Consider the following 20,619-nt stretch of genomic DNA (forward strand, 5'->3'; position numbering starts at 1 on the left):
GCGGTGTTGGCGGGCGGGGCGTTGTGCGCGCGGGGTGCTCTGCGCGGACACCCGCGAGACTTCAGTGGAGCGCCGAGACTTCGGTTGCGGGTTGGAGTTTCGGCGCTCGGTTGAAGTCTCGCGGTCTTCGGCGCGGCTCCGGGCGGTCGCGGTCAGGGGCGCGGTGCCGGGGCGGTCGCGGTCGGAGTTCGAAGCGAAGGCGGGCCAGCGGCGGAGGCCCTGCCGAGGACCGTCCGGCCGCCGGTGCCCGCCCGCGAGACTTCAGTGGAGCGCCGAGACTTCGGTTGCGGGTTGGAGTTTCGGCGCTCGGATGAAGTCTCACGGTCTTCGGCCCGGTGAGGCGCCTCAGGGCGGTCGCGGTTAGACCGAAGAGCAAGGGCAAGGACCGGAAGCCCAGACAGCCGAAGCGGTCAGACGGCGGGGGCGACGGCGGTGCGGAAGAGCTTGGCAAGCGCGGTGCGGGTCGAGACGCCCGTGCGCTCCTTGATGACGGCCATGTGCTTCTCGACGGTCCTCTCGCTGAGCCCGAGCGCCGCGGCGATCTCGGCGTTGCCGGCACCCGCGGCCACGAGAGCGGCGACCTGACCCTGCCGCAGCGTCAAACGCACCGTTTCCCCGGTCGTGGGAGCGCGGACGTCGACCGGAAGCACAACGGTCGTCAACTCCTCGCGCCGCGCCAGGCCGAGTCTCTTGAGCGCCTCCGATACGTACCCCTCGACGGTGCGGATGCCGAGGAAGAGCTCGCGCGAGATCTCACGGTTCGTGAAACCCGCGGCGGCAAGGGTGGCCACCTCGAGCTGACGAGTCGAGAGCACGGCGCCGGCAGCATCCCGATCAGGGCGGAAGAGCTGCACGGCGCGCACACGGAAGGCCGAGGCCTGCGACTGCGCGGCGAACTCGTCGAGGGCGGCCAGCTCGCGATACGCCGACGTGCGGTGGCCCCGCTCGACCGCCCTGGCCAGCGATACCCACCGCGTCCGCAGGATCTCGGAGTCGATGCTGCCGGGGATCTCCGGCGTCTCGGCGGCGGGCTCCGGGGACCCCGGCCCCCACCGCGTGCGCATGCGCTGCAAGGTCGCGCGCTGCCACGGCGAGGGCATCATGTGCTCGACGATCCGCAGCATCCGCTCACAGACGTCCAGCTCGCCATCGGCAAGCGCCGCCTCGAAGATGACCTCGACCAGCCAGCACCGGTTGCTGCTGCCGACCTGCAGCTCGTCGATGTCGCCCTCCGACAGCGCGATGCGACGGGCGGCCTCGAGGTCGCCGTGGCCCGCCAGCATGAGAGCGAGCGACGCGATGACGCCGTGACCGAGTGACCGGCGGCCGTCACGCCAGGTACCCGAGAGCAGTTCCCGCTCCAGCAGATCCACATCGCGCGGCGGAGCGATGTCGGTCATGACCGACAGCACGTACTGCGTGCCCCGCACGGTCATCCACCACCCCAGATTGGGCGCGGTCGCGAAGCCTTCGGCGGCACGCTGCAGCGGATCCGTCGCCTCGGCGACCTGCGCCGCGGCGGTCAGCGATACTCCGAGCAGATAGTCCGCGAACGGCACGAGGGCGTGGATGCCGGTGCGATCGGCGAGGTCGCTGACCAGGCGTGCGTCCGCCAGCGACTCGTCCTGCATCGAGTGCGTCAGCACGAGAAGCGGCACCAGCACGACAAGATCGAGTCCGTCGAGCACGGTGTCGGCGTCCGCGTCGGCGAACGCGCGAAGGAAGCCCTCGCGCACCTCGTGCACCCGCGCGACCTGGCGCTCCCAATCGGCCTCCGTCGGTGCCGAACGCCAGCCGCCGGCCGGTTCGACGCCGTCCTCCATGAGAACCGCATACGAGATGGCCAGCTTGATCCGCAGCGCCGTCAGGTCGTCGCCGGTCGGCCAGTCCAGCGCCGCCCAGTCGACCTCCTCGAGGCGCGGTTCGAACGCGGCCCCGGCCAGCTGCTGGCCGCGAGCCTCTCGTCGCACGTCCTCGTCCGTCGTCGCCGCCAGCGCGGTTGCGAGCCGTTCGTGGGCGCGCCGTTCATAGCCCGCGAGCTGTTCGTAGCGGGCAAGGCGGATGCGGTCGCGAGGATCGGCCGACGCCGCGAGCTCGTCCCCGAACGGACCGTCCGCGAGGTCCCACAGCGTGGCACCCGTCTGCCGCGCTGCCATCGGCGCGCGCGGCGGTGCGGCGTTGGATGCGTGCGTCACGACTCTCCCTCGGTGACCCTCTTGTCGGCATCAGCGTAGGAGAAGGCTGCGCCACGCGACCAGGAATCCGTAGGAACCCCCATACCGGCCGGCCCGCGGCATCCGTACCTTCGAGCGGGTGACTTCGACGACTCCTGCCCGCAAGACAGCTGCCGCCCTCGCCGCCGGAGGGGTGCTGGTGGTCGCTCTGTGTGCCGCGCCGCCCGCCTCGGCCGCCGGATTGACCTGTGACTGGACCGGGGCCGGGGGTGACGGCCTGTGGTCCAACGCCGCCAACTGGGCGAACTGCGCCGATGCGGCGCCCGGCGACGCCGACCTGCTGCGCTTCGGGGCCGACGCGGTCCCGACCGCCACGACGAACGACCTGGACGGCGTGTCGTTCGCCGGAGTCGAGTTCGGCGTCGGAGGCTACTCGGTCAGTGGCGCCCAGCTGCGCACGGAAGGGCTGGTCGTGCACGGGCCGACCACGCTCCAGGTGAACGTGCTCCTTCCGGTCGCTGCGGGTGAAACCGTCCACGACATCGCCGCACCGCTGACCGTCCCGATCCCGTGGTCGATCGAGTTCGACCAGGAGCTGGCGACCGTGGCCACGTTGCAGCTCTCGGGCGGCGCGACGCTCGACGCGCGGCTCACCGGCTCGGGCGAGCAGCTGCGGATCGTCGGCGACGGCGTGCTCGAGGCGCGCGGGCTCTTCTATCCGGGCGCTCTCGATCTCGCCGGGGCGGCGCGCGTGCGCTGCGGCGGTGTGGAGTGCGGCGGTCCGGCCGGTGAGGTGACGATCACGGATGCCGCCGGCCTGGAGTTCACCGCCGACACCGAGTTCGCGCGGGCCGTCGTCGTCGGGCCGGGCTCGGGCTACTCCCTCGACGCGGCAGGACACGCGGTGGACCTTCAGGCCCCGGTCCAGCTCGCAGGACCTGCCGCTGTGCGGGGTGGCGCGGATGCCACCCCGCTGCTCTTCAGCGGTGGCGTGGCGATCGATGACCACGAGCTCACGATCCACGGCGCGGCGGCCGTGCCGCTGTTCGCCCAGCTCTCGAGCTTCTTGGACGGCAGCCTGCGCGTGGGTTCCGACGGCATCCCGGGCAGCATCCTGATCGAGGAAGAACAGCTCAACCACAACGGCCGGACGATCGCGTCGGGCACCGGGTCGGCGATCATCGCCGACGACGCCTTCGCCCTGGGGCCCAACCCCGCGCCCGGCGGCACCCTCGTCGAGGAGGGAGCGACGCTCGGCACCAATTCGGTCATCACGATCGCCGAAGACATCGAGCTCGTGGGGGCGTCGGCCGTCGCCACCTTGGCATCCGGGGCATCCCTCACCCTGACCCACGCCGAGTTCAGCGGTGGCGTCGCCATCCAGACTCGCGCCGCCGCCTCGAGCTTCGTCGTCCAGGACCTCACGGGGCTCGATGACAGCACGGTCACGCTCTCCAGTGCGGGCGCCGATGCCCCGATCATCTTCGACGAGGACGGATCGAGTGCGTACACCGGGACGACCGTCGCTCTCTCCGGCGCCGTCCAGCTGAATCGTGACCTCGCCATCCCGGGTGACTTCCGCATCGTCGATGCCGCCGTCACGACCGCGAAGACCGCGCCCGACGACCTGCACGACCAGATCGCCGACACGTCCGCGGTCACTCTCGAGGGGGACGCGGGCCTGCTGGTCATCAACGACAACGAGCGCATCGGGTCGCTCGCCGGGCCCACGGGGCGGGTGCACATCGTCGACGTCGACTCCGGGCTGACGATCGCGGGCTCCGCGACCACGGTGTACGACGGCGACCTGCTCGGCGACGGGCAGCTCTACCACGAGGGATCCGGCACCTTGCAGCTCGGCGGCACGTGGACGCAGTCCGCCGTGGACTCGCGACTGGCCGTGGAAGCGGGCACCGTGATCGCGAACGGCTGGATGCCGTTCACCGAGACGACGGTGTTCGGCACGCTCGGCGGCACAGGCACGCTCGGCGCGATCATCATCGACGGCGGGACGATCTCGCCCGGCACCTCACCCGGGTGCCTCGCGAGCGAGGGCAGCGTCTCCGGAAGCGGCACCTTCGTGATCGAGATCGGCGGGCCCGACCCCTGCTCGGCATCGGATCGGCTCGCGGCGCTCAGCCAGGACCTCGGCGACGTGCAGTGGTCGGTGTCGCTGACCGGCGGCTTCCAGCCCGCGGTGGGCGACGAGTTCGTCGTGCTCACCACGACGGGCGGCGGCGATCCGCTCCCCACGACGCAGACGACCGCCAACGGCACGACCTTCGACGTCGTGTGGGACGGCAACGATGTGATCCTCCGCGTGGTGTCGGTTCCCGGTCAGGACGCGCCGGTCACCCCGCCCACCGGTGGTGGCGGAACCGGAAGCGGTGTGCTGGCTTCGTCGGGATCCGACTCCGGCTGGCTCTTCGGATCCGCGCTGGCCGCGGCATCCGTCATCGCCGCCGGTGCACTCCTGGCCCTGAGGTCGCGCCGCCGGGCCTGACGAACAGCCGCCGACCCGTCGGGCCCTCGCGCCCGCTGCCGCTGTCCCGCTCTGCCCCGTCGCCCGCGAGACTCCACTGGAGCGCCGAGACTCCGGTTGCAGGCCGAAGTCTCGGCGCCCAGTTGGAGTCTCGCGGGCAACGGGCCGCGCGCAGCGGGCCGCGGGCAAGGCGCGGGCACGTCGGGCAAGGGCGGGGCCGGGCACGTCAGGCCGTCGGAGCCTCAAGCCCGCGAAACTTCAGTGGAGCGCCGAGACTCCGGTTTCAGGCCGAAGTCTCGGCGCCCGGTTGAAGTCTCGCGGGCAGCGGGCCGCGGGCAAGGCGCGGGCACGTGGGGCAGCGGGCCGCGCGCAGGGCCCGGTTGAAGTCTCGCGGGCAGGAACGCGGGGGTGCGGGTGGTCGCCGCCTCGGGAGAGGGAAGCGGATGCCTAGAACAGGCGCGGAGCGCCGGACTCGATGCCCTTCATGCCCTCGTAGTCGAGGGTGACGCAGCGGATGCCGCGGTCCGCGGCGAGCACCTTGGCCTGGGGCTTGATCTCCTGGGCCGCGAACACACCGGTGACCGGGGCCAGATGCGGGTCGCGGCCGAGCAGCTCCAGGTAGCGCGTGAGCTGCTCGACGCCGTCGATGTCGCCGCGGCGCTTCACCTCGACCGCGATCGTGCCGCCGGCGGGATCGCGCAGCAACAGGTCCACCGGGCCGATCGCGGTCGGGTACTCGCGCCGCACGAGCGTGAGCCCGTCGCCGATGACGTCGACCTGTTCGGCGAGCAGGCGCTGGAGGTCGGCCTCCACGCCGTCCTTCTGCAGGCCGGGGTCGATGCCGAGCTCGTGCGACGAGTCGTGCAGCACCTCGTAGATGCGCACGAGCAGAGAGTCGCCCGACTTCGCGTGCGTCACGCGCCAGTGCTCGAGCACTCCCGCCGCGGCGGATTCGGCATCCGGGATCTCGACGTCCAGCCGGCACGGCGGGCTCATCCAGTTGAGCGGCTTGTACGAACCGCCGTCCGAGTGCACCAGCAGCGAGCCGTCACCCTTGTGTACGAGCAGACGCGTCGCGAGCGGCAGATGGGCGTTGAGCCGCCCGGTGTAGTCCACGGAGCAACGGGCGATGACGAGACGCACCCGAAGAGCCTAACCGCCGTCCTGTGCGGCACGGCGCCGGTGCGAGCCCGGGCCCGTCGGCTACCGTATTCCTGCACGGTTCACGTGCGGCACCGGCCGGCGCTCGCCGTCCGGCTGCTGCTCGCCCAGCCCTGCACCCGCCGCTCGTGCGGCACCCGCCGTCGGCTCGGGTCCAGCCAGCCCGAAGCGCCGCCCCCCGGAGGAAGAACCGATGAACGCACGCCTGCCCGAAGCGACCGTCCACATCCTGTCCAGCACCATGGCAGAGGTCCACGTCGGCACCGATGTGGAAGAGGTCATCGCCCCCGACAGCAGGGCGCTGCGGGACCGCGTCGTCGAGGAGATCCGGCTGCTGGCCGCCTCGGCCGGAGAGCCTGCACGGGCGACGCTGGTCGAGGGGTCGTCGCGCTGGCCGCTCATCGTCCACCCCGACGGCACCTACGCCGAGTCGCTGGATGCCGTCACCCCTGATCCCGCGCCCGCTTCGGCCGCGCCGCAGTCAGGCCCGACGGCCACGGTGGCGACCGAACCGCGCCTCGCCGAGACCCCCGTCGCGACGCCGATAGCCCCGGCGCCGACGGTCGGCGCTCCCGCAGAGCCGGTGCCGGCGACGATCGCGCCCGCCCAGGTCGCCTCCAGCGCGACGACGACGGATGCCGCGGCTTCCGCGGTGTCGGCGCCGTTCGAGGCCCGCACCCCCACGACCCTGCCCGTGCCCGCGGCCCAGACGACCTCCCCGCCCGCCGCGGCGCCCAGCTTCGCCCCGGCGCCCGGCTTCGCCGAGCCGGCAGCCTCGGCATCCGCGCCGGCTCCCACGGCAGCACCGACGACGGCCGCGCCCGCCGCATCCCGTTCGGCCGCTCCGGCGGTCGCCGAGTCGCGCGCGCAGTCGAAGCCGACCGTGCAGGACCTTCTCGACTCCCGCAGCGGCAGCGGCCGTCCTCGCGCGACGATCGGGTGGCAGGGCGCCGTGCGCCGGGCCACCGGCGGGCTCATTTCGCCGGCGCCGGGTCGTGTCGAGCGCTCGCGGCTGGATCGCGAGAAGCGCGTGCAGCGTCGCCTGGACGCGCCTCGCACCATCGTGGTGCTCAACCCCAAGGGCGGCGCGCACAAGACCACCAGCACGCTGCTGCTGGCGGCGACGTTCGGCACGCTCCGCGGTGGCGCGACGCTCGCATGGGACAACAACGAGACCCGCGGCACCCTCGGCTGGCGGGCGCAGAACGCCCCGCATCACCGCACCGCGGTCGACCTCCTCGAAGACCTCGACCGCTTCACGGGCGCCGACGCCTCGAGCCTGGCAGCCCTCGACACCTACGTGCGCACGCAGGTCGACGCCCGCTTCGACGTGCTGGCCTCGGATGAGGATGCCGCGGCCTCGTCGACGATCGACTCCGCCGCGTTCGACCGGCTGCACGCGCTCCTGCGCCGCTATTACCGCCTCATGATCGTCGACACGGGCAACAACATGCGCGCGTCCAACTGGGTGGCGGCTGTGGCGGCCGCCGATCAGCTCGTGATCGTCTCCACGGTTCGCGAAGACACGGCCGCCAGCGCGGCGTGGCTGCTGGACGGGCTTCGCGAGAAGGGCTTCGGCGCCAAGATCGACGAGGCCGTGACGGTGCTCACCGCGCCCTCGTCCCGGCCCGACCGCCGCCTCGAGACGCGGCTGTCGCGCCACTTCGAGCAGGTGACCTCGGCGGTCGTCAACGCGCCGTTCGACCCGTCGCTGGTCGACGGCGGGCCGATCGACTTCGACGCGCTGTCGCCCGAGACCCGCGACGCCTGGCTGACGGTCGCCGCCACGGTTGCCGATCGCCTCTGAGACGCCCGCCGGCCGTCGGCGCATCGCCCAGCCCTCCGATCTCTGGGGAATTCCTCCACCCCTGCTCGAGCGCTTCAGTAAGCGCCGAGGCCGATGAGTCGCGCTGCCGGCCTCGTATCGACGGCCGGGATCAGGTCGGCGGGTGATGCGGTGGGTGATCTTTGGCGGCGATCGCGTCGGACGTGCTACAACTTTGATCAGACGTCTTGACGCAGCACCCGACGCGGTTGTCGGGAGCATGTGCCACACCAGCGTCGACGCGGCACCCCAGGCCGCGGACCGACCGGACCGCGAGGCGAGTCCGGCGCAGCCCCGTCGGACCCCAGCCGGCGGGGCTTCATCTTTCGGTGCAGACGGGCGTCCGGCGCTCCCACGCGGCGGACTCGCGGTCGCGGACCCCGATCGCGGACTTACGAAGCGATGGCTTCGTCCGCGGGCTGCGGCACGATCACGATGCCGCCGGTGGAGTGCGCCGACTGCGCCATGCTCTCGATCCAGCGACGATCGAGCACCGTCGGCTCCGGGTCGTCGAACTGGAATCGCAGCGGGATGGACGGGTGCAGCCAGATCGTGCTGCGACCGACCGGCTCGCCGTCCGGGTGACGCCACGAGACGGTGAAGCTCTCGTGGCGACGCAGCTTCGTGGAGATGACGGCTTTGAGATGCGCGAGCGCGCGATCCTCGATGTGGATCGCCGCACCCGCGTAATAGATCGTGCCCACGCAGACACGATACGCCCGCATGCGACGCCCAAGGCCTGCACCATCCCTGCCGAACCGCTCAGAACCTCACATCTCGGCTCGGTGCGTCGTCACTCCTTCGAGGACGGACTCACCGCCTCGAAAGGAGCAATCGACGTGAAGGTGCTAATCGCTGGTGGACGTGGGCGAGTCGGCTCGAGGGTAGCGGAGCTGCTGGAGTCCCGCGGGGTGGAGGTGGTGCCGGGCGGTCTGGCCGATGGGGTCGACTACATCGAGGGAACGCGAGTGCAGGAGGTCCTCAGCGGCGTCGACACCATCGTCAACGTCCTCAACACCGGTCGTTTCGACGAGGAAGGAGCTGTCAGCTTCTTCGAGGGCACGACGCGGATGCTGACGGCGGAAGGAGAGCGCGCGGGTGTGCGACACCACGTCCTCCTCTCCATCGTCGGCGTGGGGGAGGGCGACGCATCCGAGATCGGCTACTACCTCGGAAAGGTCGCACAGGAGCGTGCCGTGAAGGCCGGCTCCCTTCCGTACACGATCGTGCGTTCGACCCAGTTCCACGGGTACATCCCCGTCCTGGCCGACCAGCACACCGTCGACGGCAAGGTCCTGGCGCCCAGGGATCTCATCCAGCCCGTCGAGCTCGATGAGCTCGTCGCGCTGTTGGCGGAGGTGACACTGAACGGAGGACCACTGGGCGAGATCGAGATCGCCGGGCCCGAGCGGTTCCGTATGGACGACCTGCTCCGGGCGACGCTGGCCGCATCCGGGGATCCGCGGGAGGTGGTCTCCGTCGACGGTGACAGTGCTGTGGACGCGATGGTTCCTCATGGCGAGTACCGCGTCGGCAGCGTGCTCTACCCCATCCGCGGCATCCCCGTCGCCGGCTGAGCCATCGGGCCCGGCTCCAACCAGTGCCGCCGCGGTCCGTCCCCCGCCACGCACACCGCGGTGGGACGGGCCGACGGCTCCACACCTCCTGCCCCCGGCTCACGGCAGCCGGCTCACGGCACCCGTCGGCGTCGCGGCGGGATGAAGAGACCGACGCCCAACAGCACGGCGATCGCCAGCACGATCACCTGGCTCACCTGATCGAACACCGACATATGCGCCAGGTGAGTGACGTGGTAGAGGAAGTGCAGCACGCCGAACGCGGTCCAGGCCACACCGAGGAGGCGGCACCCGAGCTGCGTGGGCCACAACAGACCGAAGACGCTCGCGAGACCGAGCGCGAGGTACTGTGCGCCGTGATCACGGATGAGGTGCTCGTTGTAGGGGCCGTCCTGCGAGATCCACTCTCCGAGGATCGCGGGGAAGTGATCGTAGAACTCGCGAGGGAAGAAGTAGGCCCACGTGCCGACCACGGCGGCGATGACGATGGACCCGATCAGGGCGACGACCTGCACCCGGCTCAGGCGCCGTTCGGTGTCGAGCCGCGTCGAGGAACTGATTCCCGGGTTCGTCACGTTCGTCATGGTTCCGCTGCTCCTTCGTCGGCGGCGCCCGCGACGTCTGTCGCGCGAGGTGCGCCCCTGAGGAGTCGACGACGCAGGCCCGCGATTTGTGATGGCGTGCCGTCACGTGAGCGGCTCGGTCACCACCCTCCGAGCTTGCCCGGGTCGAGAACGAGCCAGAGGTCGGTGATGTGCTGTGCTTCCACATGGAAGCTGGCGACGCCGAAGAGCCGCCCGTCGAGAACGAGCGCATAACCCAGCCCATCCGCTGTGCGTCGCTCCTCGAACACCAGCCGGGGGTGCTTCCGCAGCATCCCCATCATCACGCGCGCCACGCGATCGGCGCCGACGACAACATTCGGTGCCACGCTGACGACTCCACCGCCGTCGGCCCGCAGTTCCACATCCGGTGCCAGCGTCTGCATCAGCCGTCGCATGTCGCCGCCCTCCGAAGCTGCGAGGAAGGCCCGGACCACCTCATCGTGTCTCTCGGCGGGGACCACGGCGGTCCGTCGGTCCCTGATGTGTCGGCGGGCGGATGTCGCCAGCTGACGCGCGGCCGCCGGAGACCTGCCGACGAGCTCGGCGATGTCGTCGAAAGGAGTGCCGAACACGTCGTGGAGCACGAAGACGACCCGCTCGGCCGGAGTCATCGACTCCAGCACGACCAGCAGCGCCGTGCTCACGGCATCGTCGAGCGTCAGGCGGTCCAGCGGATCCTGACTGCCTCGAGCCAGGCTCGCGGGCGTGGCCGCCGTACCGCGGAACAGATCGGCCGGAACGGGCTCGGGCAGCCACTGACCGATCTGCTGTTCACGCCGTGCCCGCGCAGATCCGAGAACGTCCAGAGCGACCCGGCTTGCGACGCGCGTGAGCCATGCTGCGGGCTCGCGGATCTCGTCCCGCTCCGTCTCGGTGAGCCGGTACCAGCGGATGTAGGTCTCCTGGACCACGTCCTCGGCATCCGCGAGCGTGCCCGTCATGCGGTACGCCAGCGACACCAGACGGCGCCGCTCACCGATCACGTCAGCGTGTGCGCCCTCCGGCTCGGTGTCGGAGCGAATGTGATCAGGCATCTCGCGAACTCCTTCTCGGCCTCGGGGCGGCATCGGCACCCGCGATCTCACTCTCCTCTACATCTGACGACGCCACGCAGTCAGATGTGAGGCCGAAGGGTCCGGCCGTACATCAGCCGAAGAGCCGGTCCAGCTGCGTGAACAGGCCGAGCTCCGTCGCGGCGCCACGCGCCACCAGGAATCCGACGATGCCGACGATCCACGCCGTGTTCTCGCGGCCCGTGCGCTCCATCCAGTCCGCCAGGCGCCTGAGCGGGCGGTCGATCAGCGGTGCGGCGACCAGGCGCAGCACCAGCAGCACGATCGCGGGAAGCACCATGACCGCGCAGTAGGCGGCGAGAGCCGCGACGCGCAGCGGCATGCCGATCGGAGCCTCGGCGAGCATCCCCATCGCGACGAGGTAGGGGAGCATCGTGGCGACCTCGACCAGACCGGCGCCGATCGCGACCGCCACGACGGCGGCCCCCGAGGCCTCCGGGGCGAGCAGCCGGTCGCGCCAGCGCGTCAGGCGAGTCGGCCTCCCTCGCTCGTTCCCCGCCCCCGCACCCGGCGCACCGTGGTCGCCGACACCGCCGGCGGCGGACCCGGATGCAGCGACCGCCGGCATCCCGGTCCCTCGCGCCGCGTCGCCGCGCTCCAGCGACGATCCATCGCGCGTCGCCGGATGGCTGTGCGCACTGTTCGCGGGAACGGCGGCCGCCTTCGATCCCGAACCGCCGATGAAGAACGAGGCGACGAGAAGAGCGGCGCCCACCAGCAGGCGCACCACCTGCCCTGTCGTCGATGACAGGAACTCCTGCGCGACGTCGACGAGGTTCACGAGCCCCAGCGTGAAGAGGATGCCGACGACCAGGTAGAAGACGGCGATGGCCACGAGGTAGAACAGCACCCGCCCCACGCGCACACGACCGGGAGCCAGCAGCAGGAACAGAGGGATGAGGAGCGTGCCGACGCTCAGGCCGTCCAAGAGCGCCAGCACACCGAGGGTGAGCGCGAGCGGCGCGTCGGTGAGAAGTTCCATGCCCACACCCTCGCGCGCTGGGTGCGCGCGCGGATCGGGCGGAAGGACCAGTTCGCTGCGGCCGCCCTCCCTCCTTCGACGGATGCCTCGGCCGCTGCTCCGTGGTTGCATGAGGAGCATGAGGGCGACCGTGCGCAGGGCTGGGCCGTCCGTCGTCGCCTGGGTGCGCGCGCACCGGCCGCTCGCGGACGCGCTCGGTTTCGCCACGCTCGCCGTGGTGCTGGCCGCCCTGGGACTGGTCGGGCTGTGGACGTTGTTCTCGGTGCTGCCCCAACCGCTCTCGCCGTGGTGGTCGCTCGCGCTCGCGCTCCCCGCCAGCGCACTCGTGCTGCTGCGCCCCCGGGCCCCGCTCGCGCTGCTCACCGCCTCTCTCGTGCTGCTGGCGATCGACCTGCTCACCGTGGGCGGCATCGTGACGCTCGTCGTCGTGCTCGACCTGCTCTACGCCGCGACGCTGGCCGCCGGCCCCGCCGGGCGCCGGCGCATCCTGGCCGGGATCGCGGTCGCGGTCATCGGCGTCGGTGTCGCCGCGTTCGCTGCGGCAGATGACATCCGCATCGCCGTCCTCGTGACGCTGCAGCTGGGCGCGCTGGCCGGCATGGACTACTGGTACGCGACCTCCGTCGCGCAGGCGCACGAGCTGGTGGCGCTGCATCGGGCGCGGGCCGAAGACGCCGAGCGCCTGGCGGAGCGCGATCGCGCCGAGGCGGTGCAACGCGAACGCGAGCAGATGGCGCGGGAGCTGCACGACCTCGTCGCGGGGCATGTCGCCGCCATCGCCATCCGCGCGGAAGCCGCGCTGTCGCTGGATGCCGCGCCCGGCCGTGACCGCGAGGCCCTGCGGGCGGTGCGGGACTCGAGCCTGGAGGCGCACCAGGCGCTGCGGTCGATGATCGCGGTGCTGCGCACCGGCGATGCCGCCGTCGCCGCGCCCGGGCGCGATGCCCTTCCCGGACTCGTCGACGACGCCCGCCGCCACGGACTGCATGTGCGCCTCGACGACTCGCTGCCCCGCGGCATCCCGTCGCCCGTCGATCAAGCCGTCATCCGCATCGTGCAGGAGTCCCTCGCCAATTGCGTGCGCCACGCGGCCGGCGCCGAGGTGGACGTCGTGCTCGACAGCGTCGACGGCGGCGATGTGCGCGTGCGGGTGGACTCGCGCGGCGGCAGCGCCCTGACCCGACCGCCCATCCGTGGCAACGGCTGGGGGCTGGAACTGCTGCGGGAGCGCGCCCGCGCACTCGGCGGGCAGCTCGAGGCAGGACCCACCGACGCGGGCTGGTCGGTCCGGGCGACGATCCCCGTGGGGGCGGCCGCATGACGCCGCGCGTGGTGCTCGCCGACGATCACGGCGCGATCCGTGAGGGGCTGCGGATCATGCTGGAGGCGCACGGGGTGGACGTCGTGGGCGAGGCGTCCGATGGTGCGGTGGCCGTGCGCAACGCGGCGTCGCTGCGGCCGGACGTCGTGCTGATGGATTTGCGCATGCCGGGTGTCGACGGCGTCACCGCCACGCGCGAGATCGTGGCGGCCGGCTCGGCGCAGGTGCTCGTCTTGACGAGCTTCGACGAGGACGAGCTGGTCGACGGCGCGCTGCGTGCCGGTGCCGCCGGGTTCCTCTTGAAGACGACGGATGCCGCGACCCTCGTCGACGCCGTGCGCCGGGTCGCGGGCGGTGAGGGGGTGCTCGATCCGCGCGTGACGCGGCGCGCGCTCGCGCTCATCCCTCGCAGCGTGGATTCTGGCGGCGGGGAACCGGTGCCGGGAGTGGATCTGCTCACCGACCGCGAGCGGGAGGTGCTCGACGCGATGCGCGCCGGACAGTCCAATCAGCAGATCTCCGACGCGTTGGGGATCTCGGTCGCCACCGTGAAGACCCACGTCTCGAACGTGCTCGCCAAACTCGGCGCTCGCAGCCGCGCGCACGCGGTGGCGCTCGTGGTCGGCGAGGCTTGAGCCGCCGAGACGTCAGTGGTGGGCGTGCCCGGCGCCCACCTTCGAGCCGGCGATGGGCTTGGCGGCACCAGACGCGAAGCCCGACAGGGCGATGAGCCCGACCAGGATCCACAGGGTCGGCAGCAGACCGATCTCGTGGCTGATCCAGCCGAGGATGGGCGGGCCGCACAGGAACGCGACGTAGCCGATGGTGGCGGCCGCGCTCACGGATGCCGCGGCTTTGGCGGGGTCGTCGGCCGCGGCCGACATGCCCACCGGGAAGCCGAGCGACGCGCCCAGGCCCCACAGGGCGACACCGATGAGGGCGGCGGACATCGACGGCGCCAGGATGAAGATCACCAGTCCGCTGCCGGCGAGGATCGCCAGGATGCGGAGGGTCCAGACGCGACCGAACCGGTCCACGATCGGTCCGCCGAGCGCGCGGCCCGCCGTCATGGCGACCGAGAACACGGTGAGGGCGATCGCGCCCTGCGCCTCGGACCCGTCGTGCCCGTCGACGACGGCCAGGGGCAGCCAGTCGTTCGCGCCGCCCTCGGCGAAGGCCATGCCGAGCATGATCGCGCCGATCGCGTAGGTGCGCGGGTCCCGCCACACCGCGACCGCCGCCGCGAACTTCTCCCGCCGCGTCGGGGCGCCCGCACCCGTCGGGTCCTCGTTCACCTCGCGCAGCGGCACGAAGGCCACCGCGAAGGCGCCGCACACCACGACCAGGCAGCCCATGATCCACAGGTGCGGCGCGACACCGACGCCCCACGCCGCCATCGCGACCCCGACGCCGGCGCCGGCGACGGTGCCCAGGCTGAACAGCGCGTGGAACAGGGGCATGATCGTCTTGCCCGTGGCCTGCTCGATCGCCGCACCCTCGACGTTCATCATGACGTCCGTGGCGCCCATACCCAGGCCCATGATGGCCAGGCCGATCGCCGTCAGCGCGAACGACAAAGTGAAGTGCGCCCCGAAGCCGACCGCCACGATGCCGACGGCGTACGTCGCCAGGCTGAAGAGCAGGCCGCGGCGGGCGCCCCAGCGAGCGAGGAGGACGTTCGCGAGCGAGAGCCCGATGATCGACGCCGCGCCTGAGGCGAACAGCAGCAGGCCGATCTGGAAGTCGTTGACGCCCAGGTTCACCTTCACCGACGGCACGCGAGACGCCCATGTGGCGAAGCCGAGCCCCGTCACGAAGAAGATGACGAAGATCGCGGTGCGCCAGGCGACCAGCTGTCGGCGGGTGAGCGCGGTGTCCATCGGGCCACTGTACCGAATCGATTCGGTGAATCTCGAATCGATTCGACGGACGCATGCCGCCCGGCTACCATCATCACGATAAGGAGCGCCGCGACATGAGCCCTCAGGACCCCGGCACGCGCCGTGCCACGATCTCGGACGTCGCCCGCGAGGCAGGCGTCTCGCCGTCGACCGCGTCGGTGGTCTTCAGCGGCAAGACTCCGGTATCGGATGCCACGCGCCAGCGGGTGCTCGACGCGGCCGCCGAACTGGGCTACACCGGTCCCGACCCGCGCGCCGCGTCACTGCGCCGCGGCCGGTCCGGCATCGTCGGCGTCGTCTTCGAGGAGCACCTGCGCACCGCGTTCCTCGACCCGGTCAAGACGCTCATGATGGACGGCCTCGCCGATGCCGTCGCCCCTCTGGGCGCGGGCCTGCTGCTCCTGCGCGACCACGAGCCGACGGGCACCGGGCCCTCGCTCACGACAGCGACGCTGGATGCCGCGGTGCTCGTGGGCTGCAGCGGGTTCCTGCGCGAGTCGCTGGCCGCCGTGAAGGCACGCGGCATCCCGGTGGTGGTCATCGAGGGGGATGCCGGCGACGATGTGCCGCGCATCGGGCTCGACAACCGCGAGGCCCAGCGCCAGGCCGCCAGTCATCTGCGCGCGCTGGGCCACCGTGACGTCGCCGTGGTCACCCTCCCGGCGCGTGCCGGCTGGGAGCGCGGCTGGCTGCGCGATGACACCGCGATCGCCGTCGACGTGACACGCGAGCGCCTGGCCGGTGCCCTGGACGTCTTCCCGGATGCCGTGGCCTACGGAGCCGCCGGCAGCTTCATCGACGAGGGGCTCGCGGCCGGTCGCGAGATCTTCGCCGACCCCGAGCGCCGCCCCACCGCCGTCATCGCCCAGAGCGATCTGCTCGCCGCCGGTGTCATCCGGGCCGCCGAAGAAGCGGGTCTGCGGGTGCCGGAGGATGTCAGCGTGACCGGGTTCGACGGCATCGTCGTCGACGGGCTCGCGCCGTACGAGCTCACCACGCTGGTGCAGCCGGCGACCGACAAGGGCCGTGCCGCGGGCACCGCCGTCGCGGCGATGCTCGAGGGCACGCCGGCGGCATCGATCCGCTTCACCTGCACCTTCCGCGAGGGCAACACCACCGCCCCCGCCCCGGCCTGATTCCCTGCCCGTCGGGGATCTCGAATGCTCGCCGGCGCTCGCTACTCGATCGGCGGCTGGGGGCGGCGGTCGCGCACCAGCGACGGCATGTGGTGGTCCAGCAGCGTCAGCACGATCGCGATCACCACGCCGATGGCGAGCACGACGGCGGAGTTGCGCACCGAGTCCGCGAAGCCGATGGTGTTCACGTCGAGGAACGGGTACGGGTACCACCCGGTGACCGCGCCGTGGACGAACGTGTAGATCAGCCACAGCAGCGGCCAGACGAACGCCCATGCGGTCGTGGCCCACGTGGCACGCGGGCGCGGACCGAACAGCAGCCAGCCGACGAGCGTGGCCCACGGCGAGATGTAGTGGAAGCCGATGGTCGCGACGAAGGCCCAGCCCTCGAGGTGCACGAGCGGCGCGAGGATCGTCTCGTACACCAGGCCCGTGATGATGATGCCCAGCAGCGCGTCGAACCGCAGCACGCGCCACAGCTTGCCGTCGCGGAAGATGTTCAGCGCCAGGGCGATCGACGTGCCGAGCACGAACAGGTTGCTCTGGATCGTGAAGAAGCTGAACAGGCGCACCAGGCGGGTTCCTACCGGCCCGGTCGCGTTGGCTCCCGAGTTGGCGTCCTGTCCGCCGGTGAAGATCAGGATGATCTGGATGATGAGGGCGATGGCGACCACGACGGCGATCCCGCCGTACCAGATCCTCGCCACTCGCACCCGCGTGTCGGTGTTCTCAGAAATCGCGATCGTCGCGCTCATGGCGTGGCCCCCCGGTCGTATGCGCCCCGGCACATGCTAGTGGGGCGACCAGCCGGTGCGACAGCAACTGGCCGATAATGTATGCCGCATGGACGTCGTCTGGGTCGTCGTGGGGGTGCTGCTGCTCCTCGTCACGCTGCTGGACGCGTTCCTCGCGGTGCTGAACTACGACGAGGCCGGTCTCGTCGTCGACCGGATCATCCGCGCGCAATGGCTGCTGCTGCGGGCCGTGACGCGCCGGGTCGGCCGCCGCTGGCGGCCCCTGGTGCTGCGTCAGGTGACCGGCATCCTCATCGTCGTCACCATCCTGTGGTGGGTCGCCGGAATCGTCTTCGGCTTCGCGTTCATCTACCTGGGCGCCTTGGGCATGAGCGGGGCCCTGGTCACCTCGACCGGCGTTCAGCCGGACTTCCTCGGCGCGTTCTACCTGAGCCTCGGCCAGTTCTCGACCGTCGGCGTCGACAACATCGGGCCGGCCGCCGCGGTGCTCAACATCGTCACCGTCGCCGAGGCGATGATGAGCGTCGTGATGCTGTCGTTCATCATCACGTTCCTCAGCAGCGTGTACGGCGTGATCCAGTCGCTGCAGTCGCTGTCGGCGAACTTCTTCCGCGCCGGCCGCGGGATCACCGACCCGATCGACTCGCTCGCGCCGTTCTTCCCCGGCGGTGCATCCCGGGGTCTGGACGGCCAGCTCGGTTCGATCCTCGACGCGTTGAACGCCTACGGGCACGGCCTGGCGCAGAACCGTGCCGCCTACTACTTCCAGAGCGGACGCGACCAGTTCGCATTGCCGTTCTCGCTGTATATGACGGCGGGAGTGATCGGCGCGCTGCGGTGGGGGCTCCCCACGGGCAGCGACCCGTCCCGCGAGCCTGCCCTGCTGCGTCTGACCGACGCGTTCGAGGACTTCCGCGTGCGCCTGGAGCGCGCGCTGCGGTGGCCGCCCGGCGTGGTTCCGACCCCGGTCACCGCGCAGGAATTCGCCGCCGCGGTCGACGCGTATCAGGCCCCCGGGCCCACGCAGGGCGTGGATTCCTGGGTGGTGCGCTTCCTCACGATCGACCGTCGCATGGCCGCCCTCACGCGCTCGGACGCGCGCATCGACCGCGACGACGCGTACCGCCGCTACACCGAGTGGCTGCCGTTCGAGGTGCCGACCCAGGTCGTGCTGGCGGCGGTCAGCCGCGACCTCGACTACCAGCCGATCTACCGGCGGATCGCCAGCACTCCCGAGGGCCTCCCCGTCGACGGGCCGGACGACGGGTACGAGCTGCTCCCGGTCGACGAGTCGCTCACCGTGCAGGCGACGACGCTCGCGTCCGCCGCCCCTCGCCCGCGGGTCCCGTGGCTGCGCCGCCAGAGTCTCGTGATCGACCCCGGCGGCGTGCGACTGGCCAGCGCCGGCCGCACGATCGCGGGAGTGCTCGTCGCGATCGGCGTCGTCGGCGGCCTCGCCCTGGCGACGGGCGGACGGGTGGTGGACGGGGCGGTGCTCGCCGGCCTCATCGCGCTGTTCGCGTCGCCGGCGGCCATCGGCGCGCCGGCCGGTGTGCACCGCTGGGTCGGACTCATCGCAGTCGTGCCGACGGCGTTCGGCGTCGCGCTCGGCTCGGTGCTGCCCCGCGACCACATCGCGGCGGGCGTCGCGATGGCGGTCGTCGCTGCCGTGGCGGTGTGGCTGCGCAGATTCGGGCCGCGCGCGGGCGGCCTCGGGCAGCTCGGTTTCATCGCGTACTACTTCGCGCTCATGCTCGACCTCGACCTGGCCGCCATGCCCGCCGCGCTCTTCGCCGCCGGCGTGGGACTGCTGTGCGGCTGGGGGGCCAACCTGATTCCCGGGCCGTCACTGCAGCGGCAGATCGACGGCGCCGTCGCGGCGATGACGGAGCGCGTGGCCTTCCTGCTCGAGACGCTCGTCGACGTCGTCTCCAGCGCCCGCGCCGACCCGCGTCGCCTGCGCACCCTGCGGCGACAGCAGCGGGCGATCCAGGCGACGGCCGCCACCGTCGGCGGGCTGCTGGATGGGACGGATGCCGCGGCACCGGCTCCCGCACGGGCGCGGGACCTGCGCGTGCGGGTGTTCGACCTGCAGCTGGCAGCCGACAACCTGGTGTCGCTGCTGCCGATCGCCGAGGCGACCGGCCTCACGATGACGCAGCGCGCGCGCGTGGCCGCCGAACTCCTCGATGCCCGCAGCCGCCTCGACGCCACGGCGTCAGCCGGCGGATCGCGCCTCGACGCGTCGGAATCGCCGCCCCCCGGCATCCCGACCGATGCGCGCCGACTCTCTGCCGCGGTCCTCGAGCTCAGCGAAGCGGCCGACCGGCTGCGCGTCAGCCGCGCGACCGCCGATCGGCCGGAAGGCCTTGCTGCGCTCGCCGGCTCGTCGACCGCGGGCACGACCGCAGGCAGGATTCCCACCGGCTCGCACGGCCAGGCGAGCACGGAGGCGGTCACGGACGCCGACACGGCACGCGCGTCCGCGCGCCAGGGTCTGCAGGCCGGCCTGTCGACGGGGCTCGCTCTCCTGCTCGGGAGTTTCGTCTCGACCAGCCACCAGTACTGGGCGGCGATGCCCGCCTTCTCGGTGATCAGCGGCTCCGACGGCGAGACCCGCCTGAAGGCCGCGCAGCGCATCATCGCCACGTTGTGCGGCGCCGCCATCGCCTTCGGGCTTGCCACCCTGGCCGATCACAGCCCCGCCGTCGCGTTCCCGCTGCTGGCGGTGAGCGTGTTCTTCATCGCCTTCCTGCGCCCTGTCGCCTCCGCGTGGGCGTCGTTCTGGCAGACGCTGCTGCTGGCCACCATGTACGACGTGCTCGGAACGCTGAGCGTCGAGACCGTGCAGGTGCGCATCATCGAGACCGCGATCGGCGCGCTCGTCGCCGTGGCCGTGTCGGCGCTCATCCTGCCCACCCGTACGCGCGCCAAGGTGCGCGAGGCGATGGCCGACCTCGTGCAGCAGGCGGGCGTCGTGGCGCATGCGGCGCTCACGACCACCGCACCGGCCACGGATTCCGCCGACAACGGCCGGTCGGACGATCAGCAGGAGCTGACACGCCGTCTCACCGCGACCGAATCCCTCGCGCGGCCTCTCCTCAGCAACCCGGGATCTCTGCGTCGCGACGGCATCGAGGCGCAGCTGACCGCTCTGCTCTCGATCGCCTACGACGTGCGACGCATCGCGGCTGATCGTGCCGACGGTGGGGCCGCCGGCCTGCCGGATGCCGCGCTGCGGCGCCTCGACCTCGCGACCGCCGACAACTTCGCCGCAGCCGCGTCGGTGCTCGCGGGGGCACTGCCGCGCCGCATCCACCCACCGGAGGAGCTCGCCGCGAACTCCAGCCCGGCGTCGTCGGACGCTGCCCGCACGCTGACGCTGCGCATCATCCGGTTGAACCAGGCGCTGCTCGCGCTCGTCGACGCGATCAAGCCGGGAACGGTCCAGGCGATGAGCGCCGGTCGCTCCGCCGGTCAGCCTGCCGTCGAGGTCGCTTCGACGATCCAGGACGCGGCGGTCGGCCGCGAGCCCTCCGCGCGTCCGGCGACCGCTGCGCGACACGACCGCAGGTGACCGAATCGGAAAATCTCGCCGGATGCGTCGCACGGCATGGACGCACCGTG

At 71.8% G+C, this 20,619-nt stretch carries 15 protein-coding genes; 7 read left to right on the top strand and 8 right to left on the bottom strand.

The features are described from left to right. Positions 1-410 precede the first annotated feature (410 nt). Complete coding sequence (locus C9992_RS11180; RefSeq protein ID WP_106815657.1) at positions 411-2,195, bottom strand: LuxR C-terminal-related transcriptional regulator; 1,785 nt, start codon at positions 2,193-2,195, stop codon at positions 411-413. Positions 2,196-2,313: 118 nt separating this feature from the next. Between C9992_RS11180 and C9992_RS11185 the strand changes: the two genes are divergently transcribed. Next, positions 2,314-4,677, top strand: a complete 2,364-nt coding sequence (locus tag C9992_RS11185) for an LbetaH domain-containing protein (protein ID WP_146145320.1) — start codon at positions 2,314-2,316, stop codon at positions 4,675-4,677. 426 nt (positions 4,678-5,103) lie between these two features. Here C9992_RS11185 and nucS read toward each other — a convergent pair whose 3' ends face one another. Continuing rightward, on the bottom strand, positions 5,104-5,799 hold the full coding sequence (nucS, locus tag C9992_RS11190) for an endonuclease NucS (protein ID WP_106815659.1): 696 nt from the start codon (positions 5,797-5,799) through the stop codon (positions 5,104-5,106). 211 nt (positions 5,800-6,010) lie between these two features. Here nucS and C9992_RS11195 point away from each other — a divergent pair, with 211 nt between their 5' ends. Then, positions 6,011-7,624 carry a MinD/ParA family ATP-binding protein gene (locus C9992_RS11195; RefSeq protein ID WP_235008194.1) on the top strand — a complete coding sequence of 538 codons (1,614 nt, stop codon included), beginning with the start codon at positions 6,011-6,013 and terminating at the stop codon, positions 7,622-7,624. A gap of 410 nt (positions 7,625-8,034) precedes the next feature. Here the strand turns inward: C9992_RS11195 and C9992_RS11200 are convergent, their stop codons facing one another. Then, a complete protein-coding gene (locus C9992_RS11200; protein ID WP_106815916.1) occupies positions 8,035-8,346 on the bottom strand; it encodes a DUF7882 family protein in 312 nt (103 codons plus the stop codon). A gap of 135 nt (positions 8,347-8,481) precedes the next feature. Here C9992_RS11200 and C9992_RS11205 point away from each other — a divergent pair, with 135 nt between their 5' ends. Next, entirely contained in the window at positions 8,482-9,219 is a 738-nt protein-coding gene (locus C9992_RS11205) for an SDR family oxidoreductase (protein WP_106815660.1), read from the top strand. Positions 9,220-9,332: 113 nt separating this feature from the next. On the opposite strand, the gene C9992_RS11210 is transcribed toward C9992_RS11205, so the two are convergent. From C9992_RS11210 to C9992_RS11220, 3 genes are all read right to left on the bottom strand, one after another. After that, positions 9,333-9,803, bottom strand: coding sequence for a hypothetical protein (locus C9992_RS11210; RefSeq protein WP_235008195.1), 471 nt, complete (start codon positions 9,801-9,803; stop codon positions 9,333-9,335). 119 nt (positions 9,804-9,922) lie between these two features. Beyond that, complete coding sequence (gene sigJ / locus C9992_RS11215) at positions 9,923-10,858, bottom strand: RNA polymerase sigma factor SigJ (protein WP_106815661.1); 936 nt, start codon at positions 10,856-10,858, stop codon at positions 9,923-9,925. 112 nt (positions 10,859-10,970) lie between these two features. Continuing rightward, entirely contained in the window at positions 10,971-11,879 is a 909-nt protein-coding gene (locus C9992_RS11220; RefSeq protein WP_106815662.1) for a GAP family protein, read from the bottom strand. A gap of 118 nt (positions 11,880-11,997) precedes the next feature. Here C9992_RS11220 and C9992_RS11225 point away from each other — a divergent pair, with 118 nt between their 5' ends. Continuing rightward, a complete protein-coding gene (locus tag C9992_RS11225) occupies positions 11,998-13,200 on the top strand; it encodes a sensor histidine kinase (RefSeq protein ID WP_106815663.1) in 1,203 nt (400 codons plus the stop codon). Next, the gene (locus tag C9992_RS11230) at positions 13,197-13,835 is read left to right on the top strand and encodes a response regulator (RefSeq protein WP_106815664.1); all 639 of its coding nucleotides are present in this window, start codon (positions 13,197-13,199) and stop codon (positions 13,833-13,835) included. The genes C9992_RS11225 and C9992_RS11230 overlap by 4 nt, the downstream gene beginning before the upstream one ends. Before the next feature lie 12 nt (positions 13,836-13,847). Here C9992_RS11230 and C9992_RS11235 read toward each other — a convergent pair whose 3' ends face one another. After that, complete coding sequence (locus tag C9992_RS11235; protein ID WP_106815665.1) at positions 13,848-15,080, bottom strand: MFS transporter; 1,233 nt, start codon at positions 15,078-15,080, stop codon at positions 13,848-13,850. 95 nt (positions 15,081-15,175) lie between these two features. Between C9992_RS11235 and C9992_RS11240 the strand changes: the two genes are divergently transcribed. Continuing rightward, the gene (locus tag C9992_RS11240) at positions 15,176-16,237 is read left to right on the top strand and encodes a LacI family DNA-binding transcriptional regulator (RefSeq protein ID WP_106815666.1); all 1,062 of its coding nucleotides are present in this window, start codon (positions 15,176-15,178) and stop codon (positions 16,235-16,237) included. A gap of 41 nt (positions 16,238-16,278) precedes the next feature. On the opposite strand, the gene C9992_RS11245 is transcribed toward C9992_RS11240, so the two are convergent. Then, positions 16,279-16,992, bottom strand: coding sequence for a Pr6Pr family membrane protein (locus C9992_RS11245; RefSeq protein WP_106815667.1), 714 nt, complete (start codon positions 16,990-16,992; stop codon positions 16,279-16,281). Positions 16,993-17,080: 88 nt separating this feature from the next. Here C9992_RS11245 and C9992_RS11250 point away from each other — a divergent pair, with 88 nt between their 5' ends. Then, positions 17,081-20,569, top strand: coding sequence for an FUSC family protein (locus C9992_RS11250; RefSeq protein ID WP_106815668.1), 3,489 nt, complete (start codon positions 17,081-17,083; stop codon positions 20,567-20,569). Positions 20,570-20,619 lie beyond the last annotated feature (50 nt).

It is taken from the genome of Microbacterium timonense (assembly GCF_900292075.1).
GTDB classification, from domain to species: domain Bacteria; phylum Actinomycetota; class Actinomycetes; order Actinomycetales; family Microbacteriaceae; genus Microbacterium; species Microbacterium timonense.